8 protein-coding genes and 1 pseudogene are annotated in these 20,278 nt (G+C 76.8%); 5 read left to right on the top strand and 4 right to left on the bottom strand.

Features of this window, described 5'->3' with window-relative positions; translation table 11 throughout:
* From ACFY0O_RS35235 to ACFY0O_RS35215, 5 genes and pseudogenes are all read left to right on the top strand, one after another.
* Window positions 1-7,080, top strand: a 7,080-nt coding sequence (locus ACFY0O_RS35235; RefSeq protein ID WP_388954579.1) for an SDR family NAD(P)-dependent oxidoreductase, incomplete at its 5' end; no start/stop codon positions are given.
* A 71-nt stretch (window positions 7,081-7,151) separates the two neighbouring features.
* Window positions 7,152-13,259, top strand: a pseudogene (locus ACFY0O_RS35230) (acyltransferase domain-containing protein); the annotation flags it as partial.
* Window positions 13,259-14,107: a metallophosphoesterase family protein gene (locus tag ACFY0O_RS35225; RefSeq protein WP_388954577.1), complete on the top strand. Its 849-nt coding sequence runs from the start codon at window positions 13,259-13,261 to the stop codon at window positions 14,105-14,107. The pseudogene ACFY0O_RS35230 and the gene ACFY0O_RS35225, both read left to right, overlap by 1 nt.
* Window positions 14,108-14,207: 100 nt before the next feature.
* Window positions 14,208-14,984: a thioesterase II family protein gene (locus ACFY0O_RS35220; protein ID WP_388954575.1), complete on the top strand. Its 777-nt coding sequence runs from the start codon at window positions 14,208-14,210 to the stop codon at window positions 14,982-14,984.
* A 26-nt stretch (window positions 14,985-15,010) separates the two neighbouring features.
* Window positions 15,011-16,447, top strand: coding sequence for a DHA2 family efflux MFS transporter permease subunit (locus tag ACFY0O_RS35215; RefSeq protein ID WP_388954572.1), 1,437 nt, complete (start codon window positions 15,011-15,013; stop codon window positions 16,445-16,447).
* 60 nt (window positions 16,448-16,507) lie between these two features.
* Here the strand turns inward: ACFY0O_RS35215 and ACFY0O_RS35210 are convergent, their stop codons facing one another.
* From ACFY0O_RS35210 to ACFY0O_RS35195, 4 genes are all read right to left on the bottom strand, one after another.
* Complete coding sequence (locus ACFY0O_RS35210; protein ID WP_358894364.1) at window positions 16,508-16,696, bottom strand: DUF5302 domain-containing protein; 189 nt, start codon at window positions 16,694-16,696, stop codon at window positions 16,508-16,510.
* A gap of 107 nt (window positions 16,697-16,803) precedes the next feature.
* Window positions 16,804-18,000, bottom strand: coding sequence for a hypothetical protein (locus tag ACFY0O_RS35205; protein WP_388954569.1), 1,197 nt, complete (start codon window positions 17,998-18,000; stop codon window positions 16,804-16,806).
* Window positions 18,001-18,058: 58 nt separating this feature from the next.
* On the bottom strand, window positions 18,059-18,361 hold the full coding sequence (locus ACFY0O_RS35200; RefSeq protein ID WP_388954567.1) for an antibiotic biosynthesis monooxygenase family protein: 303 nt from the start codon (window positions 18,359-18,361) through the stop codon (window positions 18,059-18,061).
* Between the two features lie 69 nt (window positions 18,362-18,430).
* Window positions 18,431-20,056, bottom strand: coding sequence for a class I adenylate-forming enzyme family protein (locus ACFY0O_RS35195; protein WP_388954564.1), 1,626 nt, complete (start codon window positions 20,054-20,056; stop codon window positions 18,431-18,433).
* Window positions 20,057-20,278: the final 222 nt, after the last annotated feature.

Here is a 20,278-nt window from a genome sequence, read left to right as displayed (position 1 = left end):
TCCCTCGCCTGGGGCCTGTGGGCCGGCGTCGGCGGCATGGGCGACACCCTCACCGACGAGGACGTCGAACGCATCGGCCGCTCCGGCGTCCGCCCGCTCACCGTCGACCAGGGCCTCGCCCTCTTCGACGCCGCCCTCGCCACCGACGAACCCCTCCTCGTCCCCGTCCCCCTCGACCTGCGCACCCTGCGCACCCGCGACCACGTCCCCGCCCTCCTGCGCACCCTCGTCGGCACCACCCGGCGCCGCGGTACCGCCGCGGCAGGAGCAGGTACCGGCTCCTCGCTGGCGGACCGGCTGACGGCGCTGGGCCGGACCGAACAGCGGGCGCTCCTGCTGGACCTCGTGTGCACGCGGGCCGCCGCCGTCCTCGGGCACGGCGGCGGCGGTGCCGTGGACGCCGAGCGGGCCTTCCGCGAGCTGGGCTTCGACTCCCTCACGGCGGTCGAGTTCCGCAACCTGCTGATGGCCGAGACGGGTGTCCGGCTCTCCTCGACGGTCGTCTTCGACCACCCCAACCCGGCCGCCCTCGCCGAGTTCCTGCGGACCGAGCTGGTCGGCGAGGACACCGAGGTGCGCTCCGCCGCCCCGGTGGCGGCCGGCGACGACGAGCCGATCGCGATCATCGGCATGAGCTGCCGCTACCCGGGCGGTGTGGAGACCCCCGAAGACCTGTGGCGGCTGGTAGCCGAGGGCCGGGACGGCATCTCCGGATTCCCGGAGAACCGCGGCTGGGACCTGGAGGCGATCTACCACCCCGACCCCGAGCACCGGGGGACCTCGTACACGCGTGAGGGCGGCTTCCTGCACGACGTGGCCGAGTTCGACGCGGAGTTCTTCGGGATCTCCCCGCGCGAGGCCCTCGCGATGGACCCGCAGCAGCGGCTGCTGCTCCAGGCCACCTGGGAGGCCTTCGAGCGGGCCGGCATCGACCCCAAGGCGATGAAGGGGTCCCGTACCGGCGTCTTCGCCGGGCTGATGTACCGCGACTACCTGACGCGGCTCTCCTCGATCCCGCAGGAACTCGAAGGCTTCCGCGGCACCGCCAGCAGCGGCAGCGTCGCCTCCGGACGCGTCTCGTACCTGTTCGGGCTGGAGGGCCCGGCGGTGACGGTCGACACCGCCTGCTCCTCCTCCCTCGTCGCCCTGCACCTCGCGGCGCAGGCGCTGCGGCGCGGGGAGTGCACGATGGCCCTCGCGGGCGGGGTGACCGTGATGTCCTCGGCCGGCACCTTCGTGGAGTTCAGCCGGCAGCGCGGACTGGCGGCGGACGGCCGCTGCAAGTCCTTCGCCGAGGGCGCCGACGGCACGGGTTGGGGCGAGGGCGTCGGCATGCTCCTCGTGGAACGGCTCTCGGACGCGATCGCGAACGGCCACCCCGTGCTGGCCGTCGTCCGCGGCTCCGCCGTCAACCAGGACGGCGCCAGCAACGGCCTCACCGCCCCCAACGGACCCTCCCAGCAACGCGTCATCCGCCAGGCCCTGGAGGCGGCCGGTCTCACCACCGCCGACGTCGACGCCGTCGAAGCCCACGGCACCGGCACCAAGCTCGGCGACCCCATCGAAGCCCAGGCCCTCCTCGCCACCTACGGCCAGGAGCGTACGGACGGCGAACCGCTGTGGCTGGGCTCCGTCAAGTCCAACATCGGGCACACCCAGGCCGCCGCCGGTGTCGCGAGCATCATCAAGATGGTGCAGGCCATGCGCCACGGGGTGCTCCCCCGCACCCTGCACGTGGACGCCCCCTCCAGCCACATCGACTGGTCGGCGGGCGCGGTCGAACTCCTCACCGAGGACCGCGCCTGGCCCGAGACCGGCCGCGCACGCCGGGCGGGGATCTCCTCGTTCGGCATCAGCGGGACGAACGCCCACGTGATCCTGGAGCAGGCCCCCGAGCAGGAGCCGGCCATCACGACCGCCCGGCCGCCCGCGGACGGCGCCTTGGTGCCCTGGATGCTCTCGGGCCGTTCGGCCGAGGCCCTGCGGGCACAGGCCGAACGCCTGCTGGCACATGTCGAGGCGCGGCCCGAGCTGGCCGTCGCGGACGTGGCGTACTCCCTGATGGGCCGGTCCGAGATGGAGCACCGCGCGGTGGTCGTGGGCCGGGACCGCGAGGAGTTCCTGGCCGGTCTGCGCACCCTCGCCCGCGACGGCGCCACCACGGCGGCTCCGGGTACCGCGAGCGCGCCGGGCAGGGGGCCCGCGGTGCTGTTCACCGGGCAGGGCAGCCAGCGGATCGGCATGGGCCGCGAACTGTACGAGGCGTTCCCCGTGTTCGCGCAGGCCTTCGACGCCGTCTGCGCCGAACTGGGCGGCGAGCTCAAGGAAGTCGTCTTCGGCGAGGACGCGGAGGCCCTGGACCGCACCGGAACCACCCAGCCGGCGCTGTTCGCCGTCGAGGTCGCCCTCTACCGGCTGGTCGAGTCCTGGGGCGTCGTCCCGCGGTTCGTCGGCGGGCACTCGGTCGGCGAGATCGCCGCCGCGCACGTCGCCGGAGTCCTGTCGCTGCACGACGCGGCCGCCCTCGTCAGCGCACGCGGACGCCTCATGGAGGCGTTGCCGGACGGTGGGGTCATGGTGTCCGTCCGGGCGGGCGAGGAGCAGGTCATCCCGCTCCTCGTCCCCGGCGCGGCGATCGCCGCCGTCAACGGGCCGGAGGCCGTCGTCCTCTCCGGCGCCTGGGAAGCCGTCGAGGAGGTCGTCGCGCTGCTCACCTCCCTGGACGTCAAGTCCAAGGCCCTGCGCGTCAGCCATGCCTTCCACTCCCCCCTCATGGACCCCATGCTGGAAGACTTCCGCACCGCCATCGCGGGCCTGGACTTCCACCAGCCGACCATCCCGTTCGTCTCCGCCCTCACCGGCGGCCTCGTCACCGACGAGATCGCACAGCCGGACTACTGGGTCCGCCACGTCCGCGACACCGTCCGCTTCCACGACGCGATCCGCACCCTGGAAGCCGAAGGCGCCACCACCCTCCTGGAACTGGGCCCCGACGCCGTCCTCACCGCCATGGCCCGCCCCTGCCTCACCGACGAGAGCACCGCTCTCGTCCCCACCCTCCGCCGGGGCCGCGACGAGGTGCAGAGCCTGACCGCTGCGGTCTCCGAGCTGCACCGCCACGGTGTGGACCTGGACTGGGAAGCCCTCTGCGGGATGTCCGTCGACTGGGACACCTTCTTCGCCGAGTCCGGTGCCTCCCGCGTCGACCTGCCCACCTACGCCTTCCAGCGGCAGCGCTTCTGGCTGGAGGACGCCGCCCCGCAGGCGCCGCAGGACGTGGAGTCGGTCGGGCTCAAGGCGGCCGGGCATCCGCTGCTCGGGGCCGCGATCGCCCTGCCCGACTCCGACGGGGTGATGTTCACCGGACGGCTGACGGTCCGGGCGCAGGCCTGGCTCGGCGACCACCGGGTGATGGGGAAGACGGTGGTGCCCGGTGCGGCCGTCGCGGAGCTCGCGGTGCGGGCCGGTGACGAGGCCGGCTGCGGTTTCCTGGACGAACTGACCCTCGAAGCCCCCCTCGTCCTCCCCGAGGACGGCGGTGTCCAGCTGCGCGTGCTGGTCGGGGAGGCGGCGGCCGAGGGGCCGGGCTCGCGCCCGGTCACGGTGTTCTCGCGGTCGGAGGACGCCCCCGAGGACACGCCGTGGACGCGGCACGCCTCCGGTTCGGTGGCCCCCGGCGGGTCGGCCGCCGGGGAGGCCTTGACCGTGTGGCCGCCGGCCGGGGCCGAAGCACTCGACACGGACGGCCTGTACGAGGCCCTCGACGCGGCCGGACTCGCCTACGGGCCCGTGTTCCAGGGCCTCAAGGCCGCCTGGAAGCTCGGCGAGGAGGTCTACGCCGAGGTCGCCCTCCCCGAGGAGGCCACCGCCGACGCCACCCGCTACGGCATCCACCCCGCCCTCCTGGACGCCGCCCTGCACGGCATCGGCCTGGGCACCTTCGTCACCGGCGACGGCGGGGCCCGACTGCCCTTCGCCTGGACGGGACTCTCCCTCCACGCCACCGGGGCCACCGCCCTGCGCGTGCGCATCGCCCCCGCCGGGACGGACTCCGTCGCGCTGACCCTCGCCGACCAGACCGGCGCACCCGTCGCCACCGTCGACTCCCTCGCCCTGCGCGCCGTCACCGCCGGACAGCTGGAGGACGGCTCCCTGCGCGACGCCCTGTTCCGCCTCGACTGGGCCGCCCCGGCCCTCGAAGCGGATGCCGGGGCGGGCGGCGGCACGTGGGCCGTGCTGGACAGCGGGGACGGATACGCCGCCACGGCCCTGCGCCGGGCGGGCGTCGGCTTCGACGTCTACGCGGGCCTCGCGGAGGCGGGTGCCGCGGCCGTGGCTCCGCAGGTGCTGGTGGTGCCCGTGGAGGGTGCCGCGGAGGCCTCGGCGGAGCAGGTGCGGGAACTGGTCGGGCGGGTCCTGGAGCTGCTGCGGGACTGGCAGGCGGACGACCGGTTCGCCGGGACCCGGCTGCTGCTGCTGACCTCGGGCGCGGTCGTCGCCCGGGCGGGGGAGGCCGTGCACGATCTCGCGGCGGCCGCCGTGTGGGGTCTGGTGCGTTCCGCGCAGGCCGAGAACCCGGGCCGGATCGTGCTGGCCGACGGGCCGCGCCCCGGCCACGCGGGCGGCGCCGGCCTCGGCTGGGACCTGCTGCCCGCCGCCCTGGCGGGCGACGAGCCGCAGCTGGCGCTGCGCGGCGGGGAGTTCCTCGTGCCGCGGCTGGCGCGGGCGCTGGCCTCGGAGGCGCTGGCCGCGCCCGCCGGTGCGGGGTCCTGGCGGCTGGACGTGCGGGGCCGGGGGACGCTGGAGAACCTGGCGCTGGTGCCCGCCCCGGAGGCGGACCTGCCGCTCGGTGCCGGACAGGTGCGGATCGGGGTCCGGGCGGCCGGCCTCAACTTCCGTGACGTGATGCTCTCGCTGGGCCTGTACCCGGGCGAGTTCGTGCTCGGCGGCGAGGGCGCGGGCGTGGTCCTGGAGACCGGCCCCGGGGTGACCTCGGTGGAGCCGGGCGACCGGGTGATGGGCATCTTCGACGGGGCGTTCGGGCCGGTGGCCGTCGCCGACGCGCGCAGCGTGCACCGGATCCCGAAGGGGTGGACGTTCGCCCAGGCCGCGGCCGTGCCGATCGTGTTCATGACCGCGTACTACGGGCTGGTGGACCTGGCCCGGGCGCGGCGCGGGGAGCGGGTGCTGATCCACGCGGCGGCCGGTGGTGTCGGCATGGCGGCGGTGCAGCTGGCCCGGCACCTGGGGCTGGAGGTGTACGGCACGGCGAGCCCCGGCAAGTGGGACGTGCTGCGGGCGGCGGGCCTGGACGGGGCGCACGTGGCGAACTCGCGGACCCTGGACTTCGAGGGCGCGTTCCTGGAGGCCACCGGCGGGCGGGGCGTGGACATCGTCCTGGACTCGCTGGCCCGGGAGTTCGTGGACGCGTCGCTGCGGCTGCTGCCGGGCGGCGGCCGGTTCCTGGAGATGGGCAAGACCGACATCCGGGTGCCGGCGGAGGTCGCCGGGGCGCACCCGGGGGTGGAGTACCGGGCGTTCGACCTGGTGGACGCCGGTCCGGAGCGGATCGGCGAGATGCTCGCGGCGCTGGTGGAGCTGTTCGAGAGCGGGGAGCTGTCGCCGCTGCCGGTGACGACCTGGGACGTCCGGCAGGCGAAGGACGCGTTCCGGTACGTCAGCCAGGCCAGGCACACCGGCAAGGTGGTGCTCACCGTCCCGGCGGGCTTCGACCCGGACGGCACGGTGCTGGTCACGGGCGGTACGGGCACGCTGGGCGCGCTGCTGGCCCGTCACCTCGTGCGGGAGTACGGGGTGCGGAACCTGCTGCTGACCAGCCGGCGCGGGCCGGGGGCGTCCGGGGTGGCGGAGCTGACGGCCGAGCTGGCGGAGCTGGGTGCGCGGGCGGAGGTCGTGGCGTGTGACGTGGCGGACCGGGAGGCGCTGGCGGGGCTCCTCGCCGGGATCCCGGCGGCGCACCCGCTGACGGCGGTCGTGCACACGGCCGGTGTGCTCGACGACGGGATCCTCGGGTCGCTGACCGGGGAGCGGCTGGAGGGGGTGCTGCGCCCGAAGACGGGGGCGGCGCTGGCGCTGCACGAGCTGACGCGGGACCTGGACCTGTCGGCGTTCGTGCTGTTCTCCTCGGCGGCCGGGGTGTTCGGCAACCCGGGGCAGGCCAACTACGCGGCGGCGAACGCCTCCCTGGACGCGCTCGCGCTGCACCGGCGGGCGCTGGGCCTGCCCGCGGTGTCCCTGGCCTGGGGCATGTGGGAGGAGGCCAGCGCGATGACGGCCCACCTGGACGGCGGCGAGCGGTCGCGGTCCGCGCGGGGCGGCGCCGGGGCGCTGGGCTCCGAGGAGGGGCTGGCCCTGTTCGACGCGGCGTTCGCGGACGGCGGGGCGGTGCTGGTGCCGGCGCGGCTCGACCTGCGGGCGGTGTCGGGGGCGGCCGGTCCGGTGCCGCCGCTGCTGCGGGGTCTGGTCCGTGCGGCGGGCCGGCGGGCGGCGGCCGCGGTGCGGCAGCGGCCCGGCGGGGTGTCGCCGGCGGAGCGGCTGGCGGGGTTGTCGCCGGTGGCGCGGGAGCGGGAACTGCTGGAGATCGTCCGGGAGAACACGGCGGTGGTGTTCGGGCACGCGAGCGGTGAGACGGTCGACGTGGCGAAGCCGTTCAAGGCGCTGGGCATCGACTCGCTGACCGCGCTGGAGCTGCGCAACCGGGTGACGGCGGCGACGGGGCTGCGGTTGCCGCCGACGCTGGTGTTCGACTGCCCGACGCCGGCGGCGCTCGCGGAGCGGCTGCTGGAGGAGTTCGCGGACGCCGGTGCCGGTGCCGGTGCCGCGGCCGGGGAGCCGGCCGGGCCGGCGGCGGTCCTGGCGGAGATCGACCGGCTGGAGGCGGCGATCGGCGCCGTGAACGCGGCCGACGAGGCGGCGGTCGGCGCGCGGCTGCGGGAGCTGCTGGCCGCCTGGAACGGCCGGACGGCGCCGGCCGCGCCGGACGCCGCCCCGGCGGACCTCGACGGGGCGACCGCCGAGGACCTCTTCGACCTGCTCGACGGCGAGCTGGGAACGCTCTGACGCCACTCCCCAAGCCGCACCCCTCGCAAGTCCGACCCCTGTTGGAGCGATCGCACGTGACGAACACCAGCCAGACCAACGAGGCCAAGCTCCTCGACTACCTCAAGCGGGCCACCGCCGACCTGCGCGAGACCAAACGCCGGCTCGCGGAGGCGGAGGACCGGGCGGGGGCCAAGGAGCGCGAGCCGATCGCGATCGTCGGGATGAGCTGCCGCTTCCCCGGCGGCGCCGGCTCGCCCGACGGGCTGTGGGACCTGGTGCGGCGCGGCGGGCACGGGCGGACGCCGTTCCCGGAGAACCGGGGCTGGGACGTGGACGCCCTGTTCGACGAGGACCCGGCCCGGCCGGGGACCTCGTACGTGCGGGAGGGCGGGTTCCTGCACGAGGCCGTCGACTTCGACGCCGGGTTCTTCGGGATCTCCCCGCGCGAGGCCCTCGCGATGGACTCGCAGCAGCGGCTGCTGCTGGAGGGGGCGTGGGAGGCGTTCGAGGACGCGTCGATCGATCCGGTGTCGGTGCGGCAGACGGACGTCGGGGTGTTCGCGGGGGTCATCCACCACGACTACGTGACCCGGCTCGCGCGGGTCCCCGAGGGGTTCGGCGGCTATCTCAGCACGGGCAGCGCGGGCAGTGTGGCCTCGGGCCGGATCGCGTACACGCTGGGCCTGGAGGGCCCGGCGGTGACGGTCGACACCGCCTGCTCCTCCTCCCTCGTCGCCCTGCACCTGGCGGTGCAGTCGCTGCGGCGCGGGGAGTGCACGATGGCCCTGGCGGGCGGGGTCACGATCATGTCCTCGCCGGGCGCGTTCGTGGAGTTCAGCCGGCAGCGCGGGCTCGCCCCGGACGGGCGCTGCAAGTCCTTCGCGGACGGCGCGGACGGCACGGCCTGGGGCGAGGGCGTCGGCATGCTGCTGGTGGAAAGGCTCTCGGACGCGGTCGCGAACGGGCACCGGGTCCTGGCCGTCGTGCGGGGTTCCGCCGTCAACCAGGACGGGGCCAGCAACGGGCTGACCGCGCCGAGCGGGCGGGCGCAGCAGCGGGTCATCCGGCAGGCCCTGGAGAGCGCCGGGCTGGGTCCGGCCGACGTGGACGCGGTGGAGGCGCACGGGACGGGGACGCGGCTGGGCGACCCGATCGAGGCGCAGGCGCTGCTCGCGACGTACGGGCAGGGCCGGGCGGCGGGGCTGCCGCTGTGGCTGGGGTCCGTCAAGTCGAACATCGGGCACACGCAGGCCGCGGCCGGGGTGGCGGGCGTCATCAAGATGGTGCAGGCGATGCGGCACGGCACGCTGCCGCGGACCCTGAACGTGGACGCCCCGTCGGCGCAGATCGACTGGTCGATGGGTGAGGTGGAGCTGCTGACGCGGGAGCGGCCCTGGCCGGAGACGGGCCGGGCGCGCCGGGCGGGGGTGTCCTCGTTCGGGATGAGCGGCACCAACGCGCACGTGATCCTGGAGCAGGCGCCGCCGGTGGCCGCTGAGGAAGGGGCTGCGGCGGAGCCGGTGGCGGGCGTGGTGCCGTGGGTGCTCTCGGGCCGGACGGGGGAGGCGCTGCGGGCGCAGGCCGACCGGCTGGCCGGGCACCTGGAGGCGGCCGCGCCGGCCCGGCCGGCCGATGTGGGGTTCTCGCTGGCGACGGGCCGGTCCGCGTTCGAGCACCGGGCGGTGCTGCTGGGCTCCGGTCCGGAGGAGTTCCGGGCGGGGCTGGCGGCCCTGGCGGCCGGTGAGGCGGCGCCGGGGCTGGTGACGGGGTCGGCCGAGACCGGCGCGTACGGCAGGGTGGCGTTCGTGTTCCCCGGGCAGGGCGCCCAGTGGGTGGGGATGGCCGTCGGACTGCTGGACGCCGAGCCGGTGTTCCGGGCCCGGATCGAGGAGTGCGCGGCGGCCCTCGCCCCGCACGCCGACTGGTCGCTGCTGGACGTGCTCACCGGCCGGCCGGGGGCGCCGGGCCTGGAGCGGGTGGACGTGGTCCAGCCGGCGCTGTGGGCGGTGATGGTGTCGCTGGCCGCGCTGTGGCGGGCGTACGGGGTGGAACCGGCGGCGGTCGTCGGGCACTCGCAGGGCGAGATCGCGGCGGCCGTGGTCGCCGGGGCCCTGTCGCTGGAGGACGGCGCCCTGGTCGTGGCCCGGCGCAGCCGGGTCCTGACGGAGCTGTCGGGGCGCGGCGGGATGATGTCGGTGGCGCTCTCGCACGAGCAGGTCGCCCTCGACGTGGCCGGCTACGCGGGCCGGATCGCGGTGGCCACCGTCAACGGGCCCGCCGCGACGGTGGTGGCGGGCGAGCCGGCCGCGCTGGAGGAGCTGCGGGCCCGGTACGAGGCCGAGGGGGTGCGGGCCCGGGTCGTCCCCGTGGACTACGCCTCGCACTCCCCCCAGGTGGAGTCGATCCGGGAGCGGCTGCTGGAGGTGCTGGCGCCGGTGCGGCCGCTGCGGCCGGAGCTGCCGCTGTACTCGTCGGTGACCGGCGAGGTGGTGGAGAGCGCCGTCCTGGACGCCGGGTACTGGTACGAGAACCTGCGCCGCACGGTGCGCTTCGAGGGGGCGGTGCGGGCGCTGCTCGCCGACGGGCACCGCTACTTCGTGGAGGTCAGCCCGCACCCGGTGCTGACCCTGGGGGTGACCGAGACGCTCGACGCGGTGGCGGGGGCGGGGGGCGCGTCCGGGCGGACGGCCGTCGTGGAGTCGCTGCGCCGCGACGACGGTGGCCCGGAGCGGTTCCTGGCGTCGGTGGCGGAGCTGTACGTGCAGGGCGGGCCGGCCGACTGGCGGCCCGCGTTCGCGGCGCACCGGCCGCGGACGGTGCCGCTGCCGACGTACGCGTTCCGGCACGAGCCGTACTGGATGCACGAGGCCCCGGGCGGCGAAGGGGCGGGCACGTCCGGGATGACGGCGACGGGCCATCCGCTGGCCGCGTTCCGGCTGGACCTGCCCGAAGCCGGTTCGGTGCTGTTCACCGGGACGGTCTCGGCGCGCAGCCACCCGTGGCCGGCGGGGGCCGAAGTGCCCGTGGAGGCACTGGTGGAGGCGGCTCTGGCGGTGGGCGGGGCGGTCGGCCTGCCGGAGGTCGCCGAGGCGGCCGCGGGGGCCGCGCCGGTGGTGCCCGAGCGGGGCGGGATCCGGCTCCAGCTGCTGGTGGGGGTCCCGGACGAGGCGGGCCGGCGCGGGCTGACGGTGGTGTCGCGGCCGGAGGCGGCGGACGGGGAGGAGCCGTGGGTACGTCACCTGACGGCGTCCCTGGCCCCCGGCCGGGCGCCGGCCTTCCCGCCGCCGGCCGGCCCGGCCGGCGGCTCCGGCGCGCCGGCCGGCGCGGGCGCGGCCTCCGGCCCGGGCGCGGGCGCCGGCGCGGTGGGAGGCGGAAGCTGGTCGCGGGTGTGGCCGCCCCGGGAAGCCGAGCCGGTGGAACTCGACGAAGAGCACCCCCTGCTGGAGCGGACCTGGCGGCGGGGCGAGGAGTTCTTCGCCGAGGCCGCGCTGCCGGCCGGGCTGGTGGAGGAGGCCGCGGCGTACGCCCTGCACCCGCTGCTCCTGGAAGCCGCGCTGCACCCCGTACTGGCCGCCGCCGAGGGGCCGTTGGCGCCCGCCGCGTGGAGCGGTACGGCCCTGTACGCGACGGGTGCGTCCGCGCTGCGGGTGCGGGCGGTGCGCGGGGCGTTCGGGGTGGTGGAGCTGGAACTCGCCGACGCCGAGGGCGGGCCGGTGGCGGCCGCCACGGTGACCCTGTCGGCCCGGGCGGAGGGCGCCGCCCGCGGCGGACGCCCCGTCACCCCGCTGCACCTGGTGTGGGAACGGGCCGCCGAGGCCCCCGAGTCGGCCTCGTCCGTGACCCGTGCCCTGGTCGGCGTCCCGGTCGGCGGCGTGCGGGGCCCGTCGATCCTGCCGGACTGCGACGGGGCACCCGCATACCCGGACCTGTCGGCCCTGCTGGCGACGACCAGGACCACAACCGCGGCCGGGCCTGCGGCCGCAGGCCCGACCGGAACCAAGGCCGGGCCCCAGCCCGGCGCCCGGACCGGGCCCGGGGCCGAGGCCGGGACCGGGGCCGGGACCGGGGCCGCCGCTGGTTCCGGGGACGGGAGCGGGGTGCCCGGGCTGCTACTGGTGCCGGTGGCCCGGGACGGCGTGGCGCCCGAGGTGTCGGGGGCTCGGGTGCGGGCCGCCGTGGACGGGGTGCGCGAGCTCGTCGGGCGATGGCTCGGCGAACCCCGGTGCGCCGGCAGCGCGCTGGCCGTCGTGACGAGCGGTGCCGAGGCGGTGCTGGACGGGGAGGGCGTCCCCGACCTGGCCGGCGCCGCCGTGCGCGGCTTCGTGCGCTCGGTGCAGGCGTGGCTCGCCGAGGAGGGGACGCGCCGCCTCATGCTGGTGGACGTGGACGACAGCGACGCGAGCCGCAAGGCCCTGGTACGGGCGCTGGGCGGCGAGGAGCCGGAGCTGGCGCTGCGCGACGGAGTCGCCTACGCCCGGCGCCTGGCGCGCGCCGAACCGGTCCCGCCGGGGCCCCTCGCCGACGCCCCGGAGCCGGTCCGGCTGAGCGGCGCCTCCGACGGGCCGTGCGCCGAGGAGGCCGCCCGGCAGCTGGCCGAGGGGCACGGCGTCCGGCTGGCGGGACCCGGCGAGGAGGCCGCTGCCATCGTCCACCTGGCCGGGCCGGACGGCCCGTCGCTGGAGGCCGCCGTGGACGCCGCGCTCGCCCTGGACGGGCACCCCACCCCCCTCGCCTTCGTCACCAGCGTCGGCGGCGCCGTAGGCGCGGGCTGCGCCGAGGAGACCGCCGTCCTGGGCGCGTTCCTCACCGCGCTGGCCGCCCGCCGCCGCGCCGCCGGACTGCCCGCGGCCGTACTGGGCTGGGGCGCGGACCCCGAGGGCACCCCCACGGGCCTGGCCGCGCTGCCCGGGGCGGCCGGGGCGGCACCGCTCGGGCACGCGCTCGCCCGGAGCCTGACCCTGGTCTCCGCCCGGGCCGACGCGGGCCCGCTGCGGGCCTCGGGCCGGCCGGTGCCCGCGCTGCTGCGCACCCTGGTGCCCGCGGCGCCGCGCCGGGCGGCCAACCGGCGGGCGGCCGACGACGGGCTCCCGCCGCGCGACCGGCTCGCGGCACTGCCCGCCGCGGAGCGGACGGCGGCGCTGACGGCCCTGGTGCGCGGCCGGGCGGCCGCCGCGCTCGGGCACGCCGACGCGGAAGCGCTGTCCGTGGAGCGGTCGTTCACCGAGCTGGGCTTCCAGTCGCTGACCGCCCTGCAGCTGGTCCGTTCGCTGCGCGAGGCGACCGGGCTGACCATCGCCCCGGTCACCGTCTTCGACCACCCGTCGGTGACCCGGCTGGCCGCCCACCTGGCCGGGCTGCTCGGCGCGGCCCCGGCCGAGGAGGCCCCCCGGCCCGCCGGGGGCACGTTCGCCGGGCTGCTGCGGGGCGCCCACGCGCAGGGCCGTACCGCCGAGGGCGCGGCGCTGCTGATGGCGGCGGCCGAGCTGGTGCCCGGCTACGACTCCCGCGCCGGGGTGGAGCACTGGCCGGCCCCCGCGGAGCTGGCACCGCACCGGGACGGCGCGGCGGGCCTGTTCGCGTTCCCGTCACTGGGCGCGGCCTCCGGCCCGCACGAGTACCTGGCGCTGGCCGGTGCCCTGGCGGGCGGGCGGGGCCTGACGGTGCTGGCGCACCCCGGGTTCGGCGGCGAGACGGTGCTGCCGCGCAGCCGGCAGGCGCTGGTCCGGGCCCAGGCCGAGGCCGTCGCCGAGGCGGCGGGTACGGCGCGGCCGGTGCTGCTGGGGCACTCCTCCGGCGGCTGGATCGCGCACGCCGTGGCCCGGGAGCTGCCGGAGATCGGCCGGGAGGCGGCGGCGGTGGTGCTGCTCGACACGTACGCGCGTGCCGAGGGCCCGCACGGGCTGGCGGTGCTGACGGAGCGGCTCCTCGATCCGGACGGCCCGCTCGGGGTGCCCGACGACGGGCGGTTCCTGGCGATGGGCGGCCACCTGCGGGTGTTCGCCGACTGGACGCCGGAGCCCGCGGCGGCGCCGACGCTGCTGGTGCGGGCTTCCGCGTCGGCGGCCTCGGCCGCGGCCGGCTGGGAGTACGCCGACCACGTGGCGGAGGTGGCCGGCGACCACTTCTCGCTGCTGGGCGCGGACGCGGGCGCGGTCGCGGCCACCGTGGACGCCTGGCTGCGCAAGGTGGCCCGCTGATGGCGGCGGCCGGGCGGCTGCTCGCCGTCTCCGACCTCCACGTGGTGTACGCGGAGAACCGGCGGCTGGTCGAGGAGCAGCTCGTGCCGACGTCCCCGCGGGACTGGCTGCTGGTGGCCGGGGACGTCAGCGAGACGGCGTCGGAGATCGAGTGGGCGCTGGGCCTGCTGCGCGAGCGGTTCGCGCGGGTGGTGTGGACGCCGGGCAACCACGACCTGTGGACGCCGAAGGACGACGCGGTCTCGCTGCGCGGGGAGGCCCGGTACGCGTACCTGGTCGAGCTGTGCCGGTCCCTGGACGTGCTGACCCCGGAGGACCCGTACCCGGTGTGGGAGGGGGCGGGCGGCCCGGTGGCCGTCGCCCCGCTGTTCGTCCACTACGACTACTCGTTCCGGGCGGCCGGGCTGACGAAGGAACAGTCCCTGGCCGCCGCCCACGCGTCGGGGGTCGTGTGCACGGACGAGTTCCTGCTGCACACCGACCCGCATCCGGACGCCGACAGCTGGTGCCGGGCGCGGGTGGCGGCGACGGAGGCCCGGCTCGACGCGGTGGACCCGGCGCTGCCGACCGTCCTCGTCAACCACTACCCGCTGGTGCGCGAGCCCACCGACGTGCTGCGCTACCCGCAGTTCGCCCAGTGGTGCGGGACGACGCTCACCGCGGACTGGCACCTGCGCTACCGGGCGGCGGCCGTGGTCTACGGGCACCTGCACATCCCGCGCACCACCTATTACGACGGGGTGCGCTTCGACGAGGTGTCCATCGGCTATCCGCGCGAGCGGCGGGTGCGCGGTCTGCCGCGCGGGGTGCTGCGGGACGTGCTGCGGCCGCACGAGGGCGGGGCCTGAGGGGTTCTCCGGGGGTTCTCGAGCGGGGGGCGAGCCGGTGCTGGTGCCCTGGGGACGCGGCGCGGGCCGCCCCGACGGACGAGAGAACGGACCCTTCCCCATGGCGGACCCCCAGGCTCTGCGCGACCTGTGGCTCAGGCAGTACCACCCGGCTCCCGAGGGCGGGACCACCCTGGTCTGCTTCCCCTACGCGGGCGGGGCCGCCAGCTACTACCACCCGCTCTCCGAGGCCCTGGCGCCCGGAGTGCGGGTGCTGTCGGTGCAGTACCCGGGCCGCCAGGACCGCCGCGCCGAACCGGTCCGCACGGACCTGCACGCCCTCGCCGACGAGATCGCGGAGGTCCTGTCCGCCTGCGAGGAGGGCCCGCTGGTCTTCTTCGGCCACAGCATGGGCTCCACGCTCGCCTACGAGACCGCGCGCCGGCTGCGGGAGGGCCCGTCCCCCGAGCAGCTGCTCGGGCTGGTCGTCTCGGGCCGCCGCGGCCCGGACACGGTCCGCCGGGAGACGGTCCACCTGCGGGACGACGCCGGGATCATCGAGGAGGTCGTCCGCCTGGACCGCGGCAGCGCCGCCCTGCTCGCCGACCCGGACATCGCCGGGATGGTGCTGCCGGCCCTGCGCGGCGACTACACGGCGGTGGAGACCTACGCGCCCCGGCCGGGGGCGCGGCTGGCCTGCCCCGTCAGCGTGCTGACCGGGGACGCCGACCCGCAGGTGACGGCCGAGGAGGCCGCGGCCTGGGCCGGGGCCACGGACGGGGCGTTCCGCCTCCGCACCTTCCCCGGCGGCCACTTCTACCTCAACGCGCAGCGGGACGCGGTGACCGCGGCCCTGGCCGAAGACCTGGCCGCGTTCGCCGCGCCGGCCCGCGTGTGACCCGCCACCCCCTCTTGGAGAATCAGTTGACCAGTGCACCCGCCCGTCCCTCGTTCGGGACGGTCATCCTCGCCGTGTCCCTGCCGATGTTCATGGTGGCCCTCGACAACCTGATGGTGACCAACGCGCTGACCTCGATCCGCGCCGACCTGGGCGCCTCGGTCGAGGACCTCCAGTGGATCACCAACGCCTACATCCTGGGCTTCGCCGGCCTGCTCCTCGCGGCGGCCGCGCTCGGCGACCGGTTCGGCCGCAAGCGCGTCTTCCTCACCGGCATCACCGCGTTCACCCTGACCTCGGTCGGGGGCGCCCTGTCCTCGTCCACGGAGGCGCTGGTCCTCTTCCGCGCCCTGCAGGGCATGAGCGCGGCCGCGGTGATGCCGCTGTCGCTGACGCTGCTCGCGATGGCGGTGCCGGCGGAGAAGCGGGGCGCGGCGATCGGCCTGTGGAGCGGCATCAGCGGGCTGGCGGTGGCCCTGTCGCCGCTGATCGGCGGTGCGATCACCTCCGGCCTCGACTGGCAGTGGATCTTCTGGGTGAACGTCCCGGTGGGCGTCGTGGCGGTCCCGCTGGTCGTCAAGGCCGTCTCGGAGAGCCGGGGCGCGCCGGTGAAGCTGGACCTGCTGGGCCTGGTCCTGGCCTGCGCCGGTGTGGTCTCCCTGGTCTGGGCCATCGTCAACGGGCACGAGAAGGGCTGGGGTTCGGCGCCGGTCGTCTCCGCGTTCGTGGCGGCCGTGGTCCTCCTCGCGGCCTTCATCGCCTGGGAGCGGAAGGCCTCGGCCCCGCTGCTGCCGCTGTCCTTCTACCGGATCCGCGCCTTCACCCTGTCGAACGTGGTCTCCCTGGCCGTGTACTTCGGCATGTTCGGCGCCACGTTCCTGATCGCCCAGTACCTCCAGACGGGCCTGGGCCACTCGGCGTTCGTGGCGGGCCTGTGGACGCTGCCGTGGGCGGTCATGCCGATGTTCATCGCCCCGCAGGCGGGCAAGCTGGCCGCGAAGGTCGGCGCGGGCCGGCTGATGGCGCTGGGCCTGGCGGTCTCCGGGGTGGGCCTGGCCTGGTTCGCACTGGTGGTCGGCGTCGGCACCTCCGACTGGGCGTTCGTCGGCCCGTTCGTCCTGGCCGGCGCGGGCATGGGCCTGGTCTTCGCCCCCACCGCGACGGTGGTCATGGGCGCGGTGGCGCCGCAGCACATGGGCAAGGCCTCGGGCGCCAACACCACGGTCCGGGAGCTGGGCGGTGCGCTCGGCATCGCGGTCCTGGCGAGCGTCTTCGCCGCCCAGGGCGACTTCACCGGCCAGCAGCGCTTCGTGGACGGGCTGGTGCCGGCCATCTGGATCGCGGTCGCGGTGGTCTTCGTGGGCGCCGTGTTCGCCCTGGCCATCCCGCGCCCGAAGGCGGCTCCGGCCCCGGCTCCCGCCCCGGCCCCCCGGGCGAAGCAGCCGGCCGACGCCACGGTGTGACCCTCCGCCGCTTCCCCACCCGTGCCACCGGATCGCGTCGATCCGGTGGCACGGCCCGTTTCAGCCGGACTTGCGGCGGAAGGTGCGGCTCTGGCCGTTGGGGCCGCTGGAGCCCTTGATCTTCAGGCGGTTCTCGTGGTGGGCCTGCTGGGAGCGGGCGCTCTGGGCCTTGCGCTCCAGTGCCTCGCGGAACTTGTCCTTGGCGTCGGGCTCGGCCGCGGCGGCCTGGTCTTCCGGGGTGTCGGTCATGGTTGCCTCCTGGGCCCGGACGTGCGGATGTACTGCCGGGACCCGTCAGTGTCGCAGCCCGGCGGGTACCCGGCGAACCATTTTGGATCAATGGCGTCATTCGGGATTCAGGAGACGGGACCCGCCGCCACCGGCTGGGACGCCGGGGCGCGCAGCACGGGCGAGCGCAGGCGGGTCACCGGGTCGCCGTCGGCGCGCAGGTCCGGGAGGGTCTCGGCGAGGGTGCGCAGGGCGGCCCGGGCGATGGGCTCGACCAGGTGCGCTGACAGCCCGAAGTGCAGGTCGGCGCAGAGGCCGAAGGGCGGGGCGGCCGCCGCCGCCAGCGGGTCGCGGTTGACGGCGGCGACGAGGAGGGTGACGCGGGCGCCCGCCGGAAGGGCGGTCCCGGCGAGGGTGACGGCGGAGCGCACCGCCCGGGACTCCAGCCGTACCGGGGGCGCCGTGCGCAGGGTGCGTGCGACGGCCTCCCCGGCCCGGTCCGGGGCCTCGGCCAGCCGCCGCCAGCCGCCGGGTTCGCCCAGCAGCAGGCGGACGGCGTTGGAGACGAGGACGGCGGTGGGTTCGGCCGCGCCGAGGGCCGTGATCCGCGCGGCGCGCAGGGTGTCGGCCGTGGGCCGGTACAGGGCTTCGGCCAGCAGGCCGGCCAGGGCGGTCTCGGCGGCCTCCCCGGCCCGCTCGGCGGCGTGGCCCTGCGGGCACAGCAGGCCGTCGAGGGTGTGGCGGCAGTCGGACAGCAGGCGGCGGAACGGCTCGTGCGCGGCCTCGGGCAGGCCCAGCTGTTCGGCGAGGACCGGGCTGGTCAGGCGGCGGGCGTAGTCCTCGGCGAGGTCGAAGCGCCCGCCGAGGTCCGCCAGGAGCCTGCGGGCCCAGGTGGCGGTCCGCTTCTCCAGCCGGCCGGCGTCCTCGGCCCACAGCAGGGGCCCGCCGAAGCCGGTGAGCGCGGCCAGCGGCCGGACCGAGGCCCGGTCGAGGGTGAGGACGGCGCTGCGGAAGGCGGGCGGGCCGCCGGCGGGGGTGGTGGCGGCGGGGCCGGGGGCGTCGAAGGCGGGGTGCGCGAGGACCTCCTCGGCGACGGCCCGGTCGGCCGTCACCCAGGTGTCCGCCAGGGTGCTGCGGTGGAGCGGGCCGAGGGCGCGGACGGCCTCCTCGGCGGCGTCGGGCGTGCCGGTGCCGGTGCGCAGGACCCGGGCGTACGGGTCGGCTTCGAGGGCGGCGAACCACTGCGCGGCCCGGGCGAGTTGGTTCCGGCGGGCCAGGCGGGCGGTCTCCCGGCCGCTGTCCCCGGTCAGCAGCTCGGAGCTCATGTTCCGCCCAGCATGCCATCCCGCCCGGCGCGGTGGCGCCGGACGCGCTGGCACCGGGTCAGGCGGCGGTGGCGGGGGCCTGCTCGGGCAGCGACTCGTACAGGCCCTGCTCCCGGGTGGCGAGGACGGCGATCTCCCGGGCCAGTTCGCGGAATTCCTCGCTGGTCACGGCGGCCCGGTGCGCGGCGGTGTCCTCCCAGACGGAGAGTTCCACGAAGAAGTTGGCGGTGCCGACCAGCCGGAGCGTCTGGTGGCTGACGCAGCCGGGCTGGGCGCTCACGAAGCGGGTGAGGCGGTCCTTGGCGTCGATGAAGCGCACGAGGTCGCCGTGGACGTTCAGCTTGTTGACGTAGGTCACCATGACGGCGCTCCTTGGATCGGTCTCCGGGGTCGGGCAGGTGGGGTGGGGCAGGGGGGCGGGCAGGTGGGGTCAGGCGGTCGCCTCGGCGGCCGCGCGGGAGCGGACGCTGCGGCGCAGCACGCTCCGTACGGGCTTGCCGACGGGGGTGCGCGGGACCGCGTCGATGGCTTCGACGCGGCGGATGCGTTCGAAGGGCGCCAGGCGCTCGTTGGCGCGGGCGGCGATCTCCGCGAGCAGGGGGGCGGGGTCGCCCGCGCCGCGCTCGCGCAGGACGACGCCGGCCCAGGTGACGGCCCCGTGCACGGCGTCGGGCCAGCCGACGACCGCGCACTCGGCGACCCGGGGGTCGGCGCCGAGGACCCGCTCGACGGCGCTGGGCGAGACGAGTTCCCCGTCGTGGAGGAAGACGTCCCCGAGGCGGTCGACGAGGAACAGCTCCCCGTCCGCGCCGATCCGGCCGACGTCGCCGGTGGAGAACCAGCCGTCGGGGCCGGCCGGCGCCTCCCCGCCGCCCAGGTAGCCGGCCATCAGCTGCGGGCCCCGCACCTGCACCTCGCCGGTCTCCCCCGGCGGCAGCGGGACCCCGGTGTCGGGGTGGACGACGCGGCATCCGGTGCCGGGCACGGGGGTGCCGACGGAGCCGGTGCCGGTCGTGCCGTCGGGGCGCTGGCAGTGGGTGAGCGGGGAGAGTTCGGTCATCCCGTAGCCCTGGACGACGGGGACGCCGAGCCGGTCGGCGAGGGTACGGGCGGCCGCCGGGTTGAGGGCGCTGCCGCCCGAGAGGACCGCGGTCAGCCGGGGTCCGGCGGGCAGGCCGGGCAGCGGGCCGCCGCGCAGCCGCTCGTCGGCGGCCAGCCGGTGCAGGCGGGCGGGCAGCCCGTAGTAGTGGGTGGCGCCGGCCTCCGCGGCGAGGGCGAAGGAGGCCAGCGGGTCGGGGTCGGGGCACAGCACCTGGCAGGCGCCCGCGTAGACGGCCGAGTTCAGGTGCATCGGCTGGTACAGCGGCAGATGGTTGAGAGTGGTGGAGTCCTCGCCGAGCCGGTGGGCCAGGGCCGTCTGGACGGCGTTGGCGACGAGGTTGCGGTGGGTCAGCCGGACGCCCTTGGGGCTCGCGGTGGTGCCCGTCGTGAACTGGACGCAGGCCTCCGCGTCGAGGTCCACGGAGACGGCGGCGCGCGGGGTGGCGGATCCGGCGGCCGGTGCGACGGCGTCGAGGACGAGGTCCAGCGGGACGGCGGCGCCGGGCAGCGGGCCGCCGTCCTCGGCGCCGGTGACCAGCACCAGGGACAGGCTCTCGGGCCGGTCGGGCAGCGCGCACAGCGCCTCGGCGGCGGCCCGCGGGGCGAAGGCGAGCTCGGCGCCGGCGGCGGCGAGCACCTTCGCCGTCCGGGCGGGCGACAGCAGCGGGTTGAGGACGACGACGGTGTTGCCGCTGCGGACGGTGGCGTAGTAGGCGGCGGCGAACTCGGCGTCCAGGGTGTTCACGACGGCCACGCGCGCCCCGCGCCGGCCCACCGAGCACTCCAGGTAGGCGGCGATGCGGTCGGCGCGGGCGTCGAGCTCCCCGAAGGTGAGGGTCTGCGCGCCCACGCGCAGCGCCGGGGCCCCGGGGGCCCGCAGCGCCGCGCGGCGCAGCAGCCCGTCCAGCGGGAGGTGCGGCAGTCGCGGCAGTTCGGGATGGGCGGGTGTAGGCACGGCTCTGCTCCCCTCTGCACTGCGTCCCGACGGGCGGCAGGGCCCTCCCACGGTCCCCGCCCCCACTCGAAACCCCCTCCAGAACCACTCGAACCCCCCTGGCGCCGGCCTGGGTCCCCTCTCCGGAACCACTCGCACCCCGCCGGGAGCCACCCCACCGAACGCCGGCCCGCCCCCTCCGGAAGCCGCCGCACGCCCCCGGACGGCGCGAACGGCGCCCAC

Source organism: Streptomyces sp. NPDC001594 (assembly GCF_042893675.1).
Taxonomy (GTDB): Bacteria; Actinomycetota; Actinomycetes; order Streptomycetales; family Streptomycetaceae; genus Streptomyces.
The sequence above is the reverse complement of the archived record's forward strand: the minus strand, read 5'-3'. Positions and strand labels throughout refer to the sequence as shown.

What these genes read in the sequence shown, in the direction of transcription:
- ACFY0O_RS35225 (WP_388954577.1), top strand. Translation starts at nt 13,259, where the DNA reads ATGGCGGCGGCCGGGCGGCTGCTCGCCGTCTCCGACCTCCACGTGGTG.
- ACFY0O_RS35220 (WP_388954575.1), top strand. Translation starts at nt 14,208, where the DNA reads ATGGCGGACCCCCAGGCTCTGCGCGACCTGTGGCTCAGGCAGTACCAC.
- ACFY0O_RS35210 (WP_358894364.1), bottom strand. Translation starts at nt 16,696, where the DNA reads ATGACCGACACCCCGGAAGACCAGGCCGCCGCGGCCGAGCCCGACGCC.
- ACFY0O_RS35205 (WP_388954569.1), bottom strand. Translation starts at nt 18,000, where the DNA reads ATGAGCTCCGAGCTGCTGACCGGGGACAGCGGCCGGGAGACCGCCCGC.
- ACFY0O_RS35200 (WP_388954567.1), bottom strand. Translation starts at nt 18,361, where the DNA reads ATGGTGACCTACGTCAACAAGCTGAACGTCCACGGCGACCTCGTGCGC.